Raw genomic sequence first — 13,259 nt, forward strand, 5'->3', positions numbered from 1 at the left:
CGCGGCGAGCGGGGGGGGCGCGCTTTTCTTCACCCCCCCCCCCCCCCCCCCCCCCCCCTCTTTTGGGTTTTTTTTGGGGGGGGGGGGGGGCGCGGCCCGGCCCTCCCCCCCCCGCCCCCACCGGCGTTTTTCACGGAGACGGTAGCTATCGCCGCGGATAGTAATCACCGCGGAATGGTGAAGCAGGCGATCCAGGATCGCGGTTGCGACAACGGGATCTCCAAAAACGCTCCCCCATTCGCCCACCGAACGATTGGAAGTAATCAGGATCGATCCCTTCTCGTATCGGCGCGACACCAGCTGGAAGAACAGGTGAGCGGCATTGGCCTCGAAGGGAAGATAGCCGAGCTCGTCGATGATCAGCAATTTTGGACGCGATAAGATCGTCAACTGCTTGTCGAGCGAGCCGTCGCCATGGGCTTTTGCCAGCATCGCCACCAGCGTCGCCGCCGTGACGAATTGGACATTGTAATTCTGCCGGATCGCCTCGCGACCAAGGCTCACGGCAAGATGGGTCTTGCCCGTTCCCGGAGGCCCCAGCAACAAGAGCGTGTCGCCATGGGCAATCCAGCGGCAGGCCGCCAGCTCCCTGATCTGTCCTTGGTCCACCGATGGCTGCGCGTCGAAATCGAAGCCGTCGAGTTCGCGCACGAACGGGAACTGCGCGATCTTGCTCGACATGGAGATGCGCCGCTCGTCGCGCCGTGCGATCTCGCGCGATACCAGGAAAGACAAAGCCTCGCGCAAGGTCATCTTCGAACGGGCCGCTTCGTCCAGCAGCGTGTCGAGCTGGTCGCGTATCGCCGTCAGCTTCAGCCGATCGAGCGTTGCGATGAGCACGTCGTGATCTACGTTCGTCATCACCAACCCCCTCCAGCAACCGCCTCGTATTCCGCAAGCGGCCGCAGCAACGCGGCCGGCGCGATCTCGACCGGGTCGGCGCGTACCGAGCCTTCGAAGCCGGCAACGCCGACAAAATGCGTTCGGTCCACGATTCGTTGCCGTCGTCCTCGGCACAGCGCATGGTCGGCCACCACCTGGCCGGCATGACGGATGATCACCCGGCCTGCCAGCACCACGACCTGGACGCTCTCGCCGATCAGGCGCCAAGGGACCGAGGAGCTGTTGGTGTCGAGATCGATCGCGCAGTCGGCCTGAACCTTGCGGACCAGGTCCCGCAACTGACCGAACGGGGCACGCCCAGCCAGGGGGCGAAGCGTGCGAGCTTCATCGGCAAAGCGTTCCACCGGCGCGACACCGGTCGTGCCGTGTTCGCGCTGGTCGGCGACCTCGCGCGTCCACCGGTCCAGATGCGCCTCGAACGCCGCCCAGCTCTCGAACCGCCGCCCGGCGATCGCGTTCTTCTTGACGTAGCCCACTCCGCGTTTAGGGAGCACAGGCCCGCGGCTTGAAGCCCCAGTACCGGGCGAAGGCATGCAGCCGCGCGTTAAACCTCACCTCGCGCGTCACCGCGTCATGGTGCTCGACAAGAGCCTTCGCATTATCGATCAGGACTTCCGCCGGAACGCCCCCGAACCGCAGGAATGCGCCCTCCATCCCTTCGAACCAGTCGGCCTGGCGCTGCCTCTGCGAGGCCCGGATATGCATCCGGCGCGAATAGCCAAGCGTCCCGACAAACACATGGATCCGCACCCGCTCGCCGCCGATCCAAACACGGGTATCGCCGAAGTCGATCTGCATCTGATGACCGGGCGCCGTCTCGAAGCGGACTGTCGCCCGCTTCTGCGCCTTTAGCTCCCGGCGCCAATGCTGTACCCCACGCTCCACCGAACGCAGGCTGATAACGATCCCGTGTTCGTCCGCCAACTCCTGGCGAATAACATCCGCGTTGCCGTCGTGACGGAAAAATCGCTCCCGCAACCAATCATCAAGCCCGTCGAGCGCCGACACGCGCGGGCGACCCTGATAAGCGATGACACCGCCTTCACGAAGGTAGCGGCGAGCCGTATTGCGCGCGCAACCGAATTCCTTTGCGATCCGTTTTGCGCCCCAGCCGCATTTATGCAGGCGCACCATCGACATGACTTCCTCTGCCTGCAGCATCCCCTCTCCCTGCATCGCTCTGGACGGTGCAGGAGTCACAGAAATCTCAATCGTCATCTAGCTTCTTTCCTCTCAAAAGAGAGGGGTCAGTTCTTCGTGTCGTCAGGGGGTCAATTGTGCAGTCGCCTGACAACTGAGCCGTGGTAGTTCAGATCTGCGCCGGTCACCGTAAGGCCATGAAGCTTGGCGACCACGATTCTTCTCATCTCCTGTGTTCCTCTCTAGATGCGGAATAATTCTCCGATTAAGGACTGGCAACAGCATGGTCTGAAAACGGGAATGACAAATGGCGACCGAGATCGCAATTCTCGTCCGGGACCAACGCTATCGCCGCGCTGCAGATATATCCTGCTTAGAATAGGATTCTACATTGATGCTCCTTCAACTCGGGTGACTGCAGCGCCGACACTACCTTAAAGCCCCAATAGGCAGCCTCTGCAGGTCTCCCAAATATCGAGCAAACTCTGTGCCAAGTTGGCTGTTCGGGGCTACTTACCCCTGAGCCTACCGAAATGTTCAGCAAGCCTGTCGATCACCCGACAAAGCAACTAAATTTGTCGTATCACAGACCTATTGGGGCAGACTCCCACTCGCCACGCGAAGGGTCATGCGGCGGCCCAAGCGCCGACCGCGAAGAGAAGCGAGCTACCACGCAACGGTCCAGAAAAGCGCAGGAGCATCTTGACCTCAACGACCTCAATCAAAGGGGTCTCTTAGACCACTTCCTCAGTTGACGTAGACCAGTCCCTGCGGATCGATCTCCGGCTTTCGCCCGGCAACAAGATCGGCAAGGAACTTTCCCGAGCCACAGGCCATAGTCCAGCCAACATGGCCGTGGCCTGTCTTGAGGTAAAGACTGCGGTATTTCGCCTGGCCGATGACCGGCACCGGGTTCGGCATCATCGGCCTGAGGCCCGCCCAAAGCAGCGCCTTCTTCTCGTCGAAGGCGCCGGGGAACAGGTCCTTTCCGGTTTCTAGGATGGTTTTGGAGTGGCGCGGCTCGAACGTGCGCTCGAAGACGGTGAACTCGGCCGTCGAGGACATCCGCACGCGGTTTCCCAGCCTGGAATAGCCGATCACGATGGCACCTTCCAACATCGGAGGGAGATGCGCAAACGACAGGCGTGAGGTTGCCTGATGAGCGCCGCGTGGAGCCCAACCTGCCTTTGCGACCTCAGCTGGAAGAGACAGAACCAACTAAGATCGCATCAAATCACCGTTGGTATCGTAGAGCGGTTGGACCATCACCACCGCTGGAAACATTTGCCCGTCGATTTCGACATCCAGCACAGTGCCATCGCTAGCGAACTCGACCGGAACGTATCCCAGCGCAAGAGACTTCTTGACGCGGTGCCCATAGCCCCCAGAGGAGATGTAGCCAACCGCCGACCCTTCCTGGAGCAGGGCTTCATCTCCGACGACATCGCGATCGTCGACATCGATCATCAACCCGACAAGCTTCCGGACGGGCCCTCTGTCGCGCGCCTTGGTGGTGGCTTCCTTGCCGACAAAGTCCTTATTCCAGTCGATAAAAGCTGAGAGCCCGCTTTCAGCTGCGTCGAAATCCGGGCGGAAGTCCATTGTCCAAACCCCCCAGTTCTTTTCGAGGCGCATCGACATGAGGGCGCGGCTTCCGTAAAAACGCAGCCCAAGATCACTACCTGCCTGTTCGACCGCTTCGAACAGGCGGATCAGGAACTGTGGTCGGCAATAGATTTCATAGCCTAGTTCGCCTGAGAACGAGAGGCGCGAGAGGATCACCGGAATGTCACCGACGACGCATTCCCGGATATCGCGGAATTTGAAAGCGTTGTGAGACACGTCCTCTCGCGTAATCCGCGAGAGCAGTTCTCTTGATTTCGGACCCGAGAGCGCCAACCCGTGGAGTTCGTCGGAACGGTTCGTATAGGTTACCCCCTCGGTCGGCAGATGCCGCTCGAACCATCGCCGGTGCATTTCCTGTGCCGCACCAGATCCGAACAACATGAAGCGGTCTTCCGCAAGGCAGGCGACCGTAAGGTCACCGTAGAGTTTGCCTTTGGGGGTCAACATCGGCGTCAGTGCGATCCGGCCGGGCTTGGGAAGTTTACCCGCTAGGATGTGATCGAGGAACGCCCTCGCTCCCGGTCCGACAAATTCGTGCTTCGAGTAGTTGGCGATTTCGATGGCGCCCACACCCGTCCGAACACTTTCGATTTCGCGTGCAACGTAGTCATGACTGCGGTTGCGCTCGAAAGTCGGCTCTTCGTGTGCGTCCTCCGGCCCGTTGGCGAACCAAAGAGCGTGCTCCAGGCCGAAACTGACTCCCATGACAGCACCTTTCGCGACCAGGCGATCGTAAAGGGCTGTCGTTTTCTGCCTCCGTCCCTTCGGCAGGGTCTCATTGGGAAACGTCATGACGAAACGGCGCTCATAGTTCTCAGAGGACTTGACCGTGCCCCAGTCCGCCGTAGCGAAGTTGCCGAACCGGGAGATATCCATCGCCCAGACGTCAATGGATGGTTCGCCTTCGATCATCCATTCCGCAATTGACCGGCCGACGCCACCGCCTTGGCAGAAACCGGCCATAACACCAACCGCGGCCCAATAGTTCTGCAGACCGGGCACGGGGCCGATCATCGGATTTCCGTCGGGGCCGAACGTGAAGGGCCCGTTCACAACGGTTTTGATGCCTACCTGGCCAAGGGCTGGGATGCGCTCGAAGGCAAGCTCGAGGCGGTCCGCGATGCGCTCAAGGTCGGAGGGCAGCAGTTCGTGGCCGAAGTCCATCGGGGTGCCCTCCACCTTCCAAGGTGTGGACTTTGGCTCGTACGTGCCCAGCAGCATCCCATTGCGCTCCTGGCGAAAGTAAATGTTGGCCTCGTAGTCGATGCCCGCCGGAAGACGCTTGCCCGCAGCCATTCTTTTGACGATTTGGGGGATATCCTCCGTAATGAGGTAGTGATGCTCCATGGGCTGCACAGGAAGCGTCACGCCAGCCAGCTTCCCAGCCTCACGCGCCCAGAGCCCGGCGGCGTTCACCACGTGTTCGGCGTTAATCGTACCCCTAAGGGTAACGACGTCCCAGGTGCCGTCCTTTCTCTGGCGGGTTTCGATGACCGGAGTGTGCGTGTAGTACTGGGCGCCGTGGACGCGGGCAGACTTCGCATAGGCGTAACAGACGCCTGAAGGGTCGACATCGCCGTCAAGCGGGTCCCACAGCGCCGCGAGATAGTGGCTCGGATCGATGAGCGGGTGTCGCTCAGCTGCCTCTTTGACGCTGATGAATTCCTGGTCGAGCCCCATGTAACGGGCCTTAGACCGCTCCCGCTTGAGATATTCGTACCAGGTCTTGTTTGAGGCAAGGTAGAACCCGCCCGTGTTGTGAAGCCCGACCGAGTGGCCGGAAGTCTCCTCAATCTCTTTGTAAAGATTGATTGTGTAGCCTTGCAGGCGGCTGATGTTCGGATCTGAGCTGATGGTGTGGATTTGACCTGCCGCGTGCCAACTTGACCCGCTCGTCAGTTCGTCTCGCTCAAGGAGCACACTGTCTTTCCAGCCGAATTTTGCGAGGTGGAAAAGGATGGAGCATCCTACAACGCCGCCGCCGATGACGACCGCGCGGGCGTGCGTTGGAAATTGTTTTTCAGCTGTCATGGTTATCCGCTTTTTGGCTGGAGCAGGCTATCTTGATTCACTTCAGGGGCCGGCCGGATGGACGCTTATGCGAGTGGAAGCCTTCTGAACCGACCGGCCTGAGCTGGATCAAAGAAGTGGTCGAGAGGTCCATGCTCGACAAAATGTGCGTGCCATGTCGCTAACGCACGTCTGTCGAGCTCCACACCTAGGCCAGGCCCTTCGGGCACGGTGACGACATTGTTTGTCTGACGAAATGGTCCGCCCTGGATGACATCGCCGATCTGCCACCGAAACAGCGACTGCGATGGCTCCGTGATCCACGGCATTGCCGCCGACATATGCAGGTAGGCTGCTGTTGCTACCCCTGCGTCGCCCGAATAACACCAGAATCCGACCCCCATGATCTCACAGGCGCCGATAAAACGAACTGCGCGGGAAATGCCGCCTAGAACCGCAAAATTGGTGACGATGAAGTCAGGCACGCCGATACGGACAGCCCGTCGGAGATCCGGGACATGGGTCGAGAAGGGTATGGCAGAATGCCGGCGCAATACGCCCATCTCTTCAAAGGTGGCTACGGGATCCTCATAATTCCTGATATCGAAAGGCTCGATTTCGCGAAGAATCCGAATGGCGGTCGGCAAGGACCACTGCATATTGCTATCGAGCCGGATCATGTCGCGGGGCCCCAAGGCGGAGCGGAGCGCCTTCACGGTCTCGATCTCAAGGACCGGATCCCCCAAGATGAGTTTGCCCTCGAACATCGTCGAGCCGTGAAGTTCGCGCATGTGTACACAATAGTCAGTCACCGCCTGGGGAGACATTTCTCCTCCCTCTCGGAAACCAAAGTATTCCGTAAAAGGAATATCTTTTCTGACTGCACCCCCCAGCAGCTTATAAAGGGGCTCGTGCGCCACTTTACCTCTGATGTCCCAGAGCGCGATTTCGATCGCGCCGAAAGCTTTGACAACGGAACTGTCGTCCGTGTTTTGGACGATTTGCCATGGTGGGACAGTCAACGACTCGCAAAATGCTATGTCGAGAGGATCCTGGCCCGCCAATCTTTCGCCCATAGCCTTAATGGTTGCCAAGACATCGACAGACGGCGCTTCGCCAAGGCCCACAAGCCCCTGGTCTGTTTCAACTTCGACGATCACCTTGGAGGTGCCGGGATAATGACCACCCGTCCACCAGAGTGGCTTTTCCAGCGGGATGTTTACAGGAGTCGCTTTTATAGAACGGATCTTCATTGCTCTGCCTGAAGTTGAAAAAATTTGGCTTTGACGGTGGCTCAGTACCACTGGTCCGATTGCGCAGATTTTTTCCGTGCGCAGAATTCGGCCAGCTCGTCGTCAATGGCTACGTCGAGAGGAGGAGCCTGGTACTCCGCGAGCAGCTTCTTCCAGCGCGCGTTAGCGCGTACCAGGGCATCCTTTTCCCCTGCGTCGCGCCACTGTTCGAAGCTGTTGTTGTCAGCGACTTCCGACTCCCAGAAAGCCGTTCGATAATTCGCAATGGTGTGTCCGCAGCCGAAGAAATGCTTCCCCGGTCCGACTTCGCGGAACGCGTCGAGCGCCAGCTGATTTGGATTGACGGAGAGACCCGCCATGTAGACATGCAGGGCGCTGCAGAAGTCAGCATCGAGGATCAGCTTCTCATAGCCCATAGTAAGCCCGCCTTCGAGCCAACCGGCCGAATGCAGGATGAAATTGGCGCCGCACTGGACGGCGGCCTGCATAGCGACCGCGCTTTCCGCCATCGCCTGACCGTCAGCCACCTTTGACGAGGTGAATGCGCCCGAGCACCGCAGTGGCAGGCCTAGCCGCCGTGCCAGCTGACCCACGACCAGCGATCCCAATGCCGGTTCTGGCGTTCCAAAGGTTGGTGATCCGGTACGCAGATCGGTCGACGACAGAAAGTTGCCGAAGATGGTGGGAGCACCGGGGCGCACCAGCTGGGTCAGGGCACAGCCCACCATGGTCTCGGCAAGAGACTGCGCAATGGCGCCCGGTGTTGTCACCGGCCCCATCGCCCCGCCGAGGATGAACGGCACAATCACCGCCCCCTGGTTGGCGCGCGCGTAAACCTTGAGCGCGCCTGTCATGGTGGCATCAAAAACGAGCGGAGAGTTGGCGTTGATATTCGCAAGGATGACGCAGTTCTGGTCAACGAACTCGCGGCCAAAGACGATGCGGGCCATTTCGATCGAGTCTTCGGCCCGTTCCACTGAAGTGACCGAGCCCATGAAGGGCTTGTCCGAATAGCGCAGATGGGCGGACACCATGTCGAGATGCCGCTTGTTGACCGGAATGTCGACCGGCTCGCACACCGTTCCGCCCGAATGGTGCAGCCACGGGATCGAATAGGCCAGTTTGACGAAGTTCTGGAAATCAACGAGTGCGCCGTATCGGCGTCCGCCATCGAGATCCCTCACAAAAGGCGAACCGTACGCCGGTGCGAACACGACATGCGGTCCACCGATTTTCAGGGAACGCGCCGGATTTCGGGCATGCTGCGTGAAAGTCGAAGGCGCGGTTTTCAAAATCGAACCGAGCAGCCCTCGCGGAAAGCGCACCAGCTCGCCGTCGACCGTGGCGCCTGCCGCCCGCCACAGGTCGAGCGACTCCGGATCTTCCCGGAATTCAATGCCGATTTCTTCCAGGATAGTCGCGGCGGCGTCCTCGATCGCCAGCAGCCCTTCTTCGGAAAGGAGGTCGTAAGGTCTGATGCGAAGTTCGACGCCGGCAAGAACAGCCGCAGCTTCGTGGCCACCGGGGGCGGCACGTCGATTCGAGCGGCCCCGTGCTCGAGTAGTCGGCGCCTCTGGCTCGGACATGCTTTTAAGTCTTCCCTTTTTCATTTCCTGATATAGTTTTAGTTGATAGAAAGATGCAGGTAAACGGCAGTTTGTCTAATGTCTGCATAAGTGGAAGTTATTCAATGCTTCGTTTACGCATCCCGAGCCCGGCCGGCCTCATTACATTTGAGGCCGCAGCGAGGCATCTTAGTTTCACCAATGCGGCCGAGGAGCTCCGAGTCAGCCAAGCCGCTGTGAGCTCAGCCATTAAAAGCCTGGAGAGTGACCTTGGCGTTGACCTGTTCGTGCGGCAGCATAAACGGATCGCTTTGACGGAAGCCGGCCAGCGCTTCTACAGCGATGTTGCAATGGGTCTCGGCCATATTGCCCGATCGGCCGAGGCTGTTCGACGGACGACTGAGGACAAGCATGTTGTCTTGTCGTCATCAACGGCGTTTGCCAGCCACTGGCTGATCCCACGGTTGCCGAGTTTTCGAGCGCAACATCCGGAAATTGAGATCCGCATCCAGACGGCGGACAGGGACACCGATCTGGGGCCGGACCCCCATCTGATCGGTGTCCGCCGTGGGTTGGGAGACTGGCCCAACTACCGCGCCTTCCGTTTCGGCGGCGAGAACCTTATCCCGGTCTGCAGCCCCACCTATCTTTCGCAGTCCGGCGCGCCACGCGATTTGCCGGATCTCGCCAGACGGACTCTCATCCACCTTGACGAGCCCCACCGGCCACGTCCGGGCTGGAGGGACTGGTTCGCCCATTTTGGCATAGACTTCCTCGACGTCGGTGAAGGACTTCGACTCAATGATTACAGCTTGGTGGTGCAAGCAGCGATCGGCGGACAAGGCGTCGCGTTAGGTTGGACGCACCTCGTCAACCATCCGTTGAGCGAAGGATTGCTCGTTCAAGCCCTCCCCGCCAACTGGGCGACAGGGTATGCGTTCTACATTGTCAGCAACCGTTCGATAGACCTCGCTCCGGAAGCAAATCTGGTGAAGGACTGGATCATCGAAGGTGCCCCGAATGACCAATCGTGACAAGAGCGCCGGTCTGCGCAGGTCGCCGCCTCGTGTTGCGGCTTTTTGTGCACCGGCCACTCAAGGAACGCGATTGAATTCAAGGACCGACCCGAACGCCGGGCGCACCGCTGCGCCCAAGACTTTCACGCTACCAAGAGGCTGACGATTTGCATTTGTTCATGGCGACGCTTTCCACGGAAACCAACACCTTCTCGCCAGTTCCGACGGGCTTGCGGAACTATGAGGACTATTACCTTCGGCACGGCACGGCCACGCGGGACCCGCCGAATCTTATGACGGAAGCGCTCCACGTCTGGCGGGCCCGGGGGGAAGCGCTGGATTGGAAGATCACTGAGAGTCTTTCCGCAATTGCGGAGCCCGCAGGCCTCACAACGCGGGCGGCTTATGCCGCGCTGAAGGACGAGATCGTTCGTGATCTCAAAGCCGCGGGTCCGGTCGACGTCGTCCTGCTTCAGTTGCATGGTGCGATGGTCGCGCAGGGCTGCGATGACTGTGAGGCGGATGTCGTCGCAGCCGTGCGCGTCATCTGTCCTGACGCCACTATTGGGGTCGCCCTCGACTGCCACTGCCACCTGACGGAGCCGCTGATAGCAACGGCCGATCTCGTTGTTTGCTTCAAGGAGTATCCGCACGATGATGCCTCCGAAAGGGCAGAAGAGCTATTCGAACTCGCACGTCGTAGCCAACGCGGGGAAGTCACACCCGTGATGGCTCTATTCGATTGCCGTATGGTCTCTCTGTTCCTAACCAAACAGGGCCCGATGGTTGACTTCGTTGCAAAAATGAAAGCCACCGAAAAGGAACCGGGCGTTCTCTCGGTGTCGCTTGGCCACGGCTTCCCTTGGGCGGATCTGCCCGAAACCGGCGCCCGGATGCTGGTTGTAGCAGATAGTGACAAGGCCCTCGCCGAGGAGACGGCTAATCGGCTGGGGGGTGCGTTCTTCGATCTGCGGCATCAGTTGGTCCCTGAATATCCCGACCTTCAGGCCGGGCTTGATCGCGCGCTCGCAGCTTCGTCCGGCCCGGTCGTGCTTGCCGATATGTCCGACAACTCTGGGGCTGGCGCTCCAGGCGATGCGGTCCATGTCCTGCGCGAGTTGCTCGCGCGAGGCGTAACCAATGTGGCCTCGGGCCTTTATTGGGACCCGATGACTGTACGTCAGTGCAAGGACGCAGGGGAAGGTGCCGATATTCAGGTTCGCCTCGGTGGCAAGACCGAACCGGCCTCGGGTCAACCACTCGACGTTTCGGGTCGCATCATGCGGATCATTCCAGGTTTGGGCCAGCACCTCGGAGCGGGTCTGGAACCCTTGGGGACGATGGTCTGGCTTAAGATGCCGGGCGATATCGACGTTGTCGTCAATGATTTGCGGACCCAGGTCTACCATCCCGAGGCCTTCGAACAGCTGGGTATCCGCCTCGCCGGCAAACGGCTGGTCGTTGTGAAATCGCTGTTTCATTTCTTCGGGCCGTTCTCGGTCATCGCTTCTGAAGTCGTCTTTTGCGCCACTCCAGGACGGGTTAACCCCTACACCGGGCTGATCCCCTTCACACGTCGCGACATGAACTTTTGGCCGCGCGTCGACGACCCGTTCGCTTAGGCGGTTCCAGCTGCAGACGCCGTAGGTGTTCCAATGCCTTCATCCGGTCACGCTGCGCATCTGCGACTAAAGGGCGGTAATCCTTAGTTCGGCCTTATTTAGCCTGGCCGGCGTCGCCGCCTGCGGCCAGGAAGAGAGCGTCGAGTATGGGTGCGATCGATTGCTGTGATGTCGCCTGTCGGGCGGCCTGCATAAACTTCACTTATGCCGACATCATAATAATTGCGGTTTACCTGCAGGTTTTCACCAATCACACTTATACGGGAAGAGAAAACGTGACGGCGACAACGCGCGGCTGAGGCATGATGGAGCCGCCGCTCCAGCAGTAGCCTCGCGATCCTGGAGCAGGGGTTCAAACGAGCCCGCCCAATAGCGCGGGACCTGAAAAGTAGGTGTCGGACCGGTGTGGCCAAGTGTCTGTATCCAGGGAACTCTGATGGGCCAAACCAGCCACCGCGCTTATCAACACAGATCACAAAAAAGGGGAATATAATGACACAGGACGGCAAAACTCCGGAGTTTCTGATAAACCGCCGCAAACTGCTTTCCACATCAGCCGCGGGATTAGGAGCCGGGCTGGTTCTCTCCCTTGCTGCTTCCATGGCACGGGCGCAGACCCCAACCAGAGGTGGAAAATTTGTCGTCGGAGTCGACAATGGATCATCAACCGACACGCTTGATCCCACGAATATCATTGCATCTGCGGGGGTGTTTGCTTCCTATCAGTTTGGCAATCGGTTGCTGGAACGTACAGCGAATGGAGAGCTAGGGAGCGAATTGGCCGAGAGCTGGGAGCCGAGCCACGACGCAAAACGTTGGAATTTTGTACTGAGAAAGGACGTAACCTTTCACAGCGGGAAAAAGTTAACTGCCAGCGATATGGTCTATTCGCTGAACCGGCACCGCGATCCTGCTTCAAAGTCTAGCTATGCCCCGCTGATGAAGGACATTCAAGACATTACCTCGGACGGCCCTTATCAGGTGTCGGTTGTCCTGACAGCGCCTGACGTCAACTTCCCCTACCTGATGACGAACATCATCGCCCAACCCGAAGGAGAGGATCCGAGCAAGGGGATCGGAACTGGACCCTTCATTCTAACCGCTGCGCAACCAGGCATTCGCTACAGTTTCCAACGCAATCCCCACTATTTCAGGCCCGAGCAGCCGAATTTCGATGAGCTCGAAATTGTGGTCATCAACGACGACTCTGCAAGGCTATCGGCACTTCTGGGCGGGACGACACATTTCGCCTCGAAAATCACACCGAAACTTGTCGAACGCATGAAGAGTGCACCGTCCGTCAAGATCGATGTAGCCGACACGACCACGTTCTACTATTTCCTCATGCGGACCGACCAAGCGCCTTTCGATAATCCTGATCTCAGGCTTGCGCTCAAATACGCGGTTGACCGCAAGCTTGTCCTGAAAACTACGCAGTCTGGTTACGGCTCGATCGGTAACGACAACCCTATTAATTCAATTTACCCCCTTTATTCACCGTTGCCGCAGCACGAGTACGACCCCGACAAAGCGAGCTTCTATTATAAGAAGTCCGGTCATAGCGGCCCGATCGAGCTCATCGCGTCAGAAACAATATTTCCAGGGGCGGTCAACGCAGCAGAGATCTTTCAGCAATCGGCAGCCAAAGCCGGCATCACCATCAATCCGAAACGTGTGCCGGGTGACGGCTATTGGAGTGATGTCTGGATGAAAAAGCCGTTTTGCGTTTCCTACTTTGGAAGCCTTGCCACTGAAGATCAGGCGTTTACGCAGCCCTTCGCAAGTGACTCGCCGTGGAATGATAGCTACTGGCACCGGCCGGAGTTCGATAAACTCCTTGTCCAGGCCAGGTCGGAACTCGACGTCGAGAAGCGCAAGCAGATCTACCATGATGCCGCGAAAATGGTGCAGGAAGACGCAGGCCATATCACCCTGATGTTTGCAGCGTCCATTAACGGGCTGGCGAAGAAGGTCCAGGGCTTCGTGGGCGATCACTTCCATGGCGAAGCGAAAAACTTCGCCCGTTGCTGGTTTGAAGCCTAAGAGCCTGACCCGAAACTCGGGATTGGGCGTGGAAGCGGTTGAGTGGCCCCGTCCGTTGTGATTCGCTTGAGTTGTCTAGAC

7 protein-coding genes and 2 pseudogenes are annotated in these 13,259 nt (G+C 59.0%); 3 read left to right on the forward strand and 6 right to left on the reverse strand.

The features are described 5' to 3' along the window. From istB to NKJ06_RS31085, 6 genes and pseudogenes are all read right to left on the reverse strand, one after another. A partial coding sequence (istB, locus tag NKJ06_RS31060; protein ID WP_352811857.1) for an IS21-like element helper ATPase IstB occupies positions 1–861 on the reverse strand: 861 nt, incomplete at its 3' end. Continuing rightward, positions 861–2,121 (reverse strand): annotated as a pseudogene (gene istA, locus NKJ06_RS31065) (IS21 family transposase). The pseudogene istA and the gene istB, both read right to left, overlap by 1 nt. Positions 2,122–2,790: 669 nt before the next feature. Next, positions 2,791–3,216 (reverse strand): annotated as a pseudogene (locus NKJ06_RS31070) (FAD-dependent oxidoreductase); the annotation flags it as partial. 45 nt (positions 3,217–3,261) lie between these two features. Further along, positions 3,262–5,700 (reverse strand): GcvT family protein, encoded by a 2,439-nt coding sequence (locus tag NKJ06_RS31075; RefSeq protein WP_352811862.1) that lies wholly within the window; start codon positions 5,698–5,700, stop codon positions 3,262–3,264. Positions 5,701–5,765: 65 nt separating this feature from the next. Continuing rightward, entirely contained in the window at positions 5,766–6,932 is a 1,167-nt protein-coding gene (locus tag NKJ06_RS31080; RefSeq protein WP_352811863.1) for a mandelate racemase/muconate lactonizing enzyme family protein, read from the reverse strand. A 41-nt stretch (positions 6,933–6,973) separates the two neighbouring features. After that, a complete protein-coding gene (locus NKJ06_RS31085) occupies positions 6,974–8,518 on the reverse strand; it encodes a trimethylamine methyltransferase family protein (protein WP_352811864.1) in 1,545 nt (514 codons plus the stop codon). A gap of 104 nt (positions 8,519–8,622) precedes the next feature. On the opposite strand from NKJ06_RS31085, the gene NKJ06_RS31090 reads away from it, so the two are divergent. From NKJ06_RS31090 to NKJ06_RS31100, 3 genes are all read left to right on the forward strand, one after another. Next, the gene (locus tag NKJ06_RS31090) at positions 8,623–9,531 is read left to right on the forward strand and encodes a LysR substrate-binding domain-containing protein (RefSeq protein WP_352811866.1); all 909 of its coding nucleotides are present in this window, start codon (positions 8,623–8,625) and stop codon (positions 9,529–9,531) included. Positions 9,532–9,692: 161 nt separating this feature from the next. Next, on the forward strand, positions 9,693–11,135 hold the full coding sequence (locus NKJ06_RS31095) for a M81 family metallopeptidase (protein ID WP_352811868.1): 1,443 nt from the start codon (positions 9,693–9,695) through the stop codon (positions 11,133–11,135). Positions 11,136–11,627: 492 nt separating this feature from the next. Further along, complete coding sequence (locus NKJ06_RS31100) at positions 11,628–13,178, forward strand: ABC transporter substrate-binding protein (RefSeq protein WP_352811870.1); 1,551 nt, start codon at positions 11,628–11,630, stop codon at positions 13,176–13,178. Positions 13,179–13,259: the final 81 nt, after the last annotated feature.

This window comes from Mesorhizobium sp. M0293, assembly GCF_040321735.1.
Taxonomy (GTDB): domain Bacteria; phylum Pseudomonadota; class Alphaproteobacteria; order Rhizobiales; family Rhizobiaceae; genus Mesorhizobium.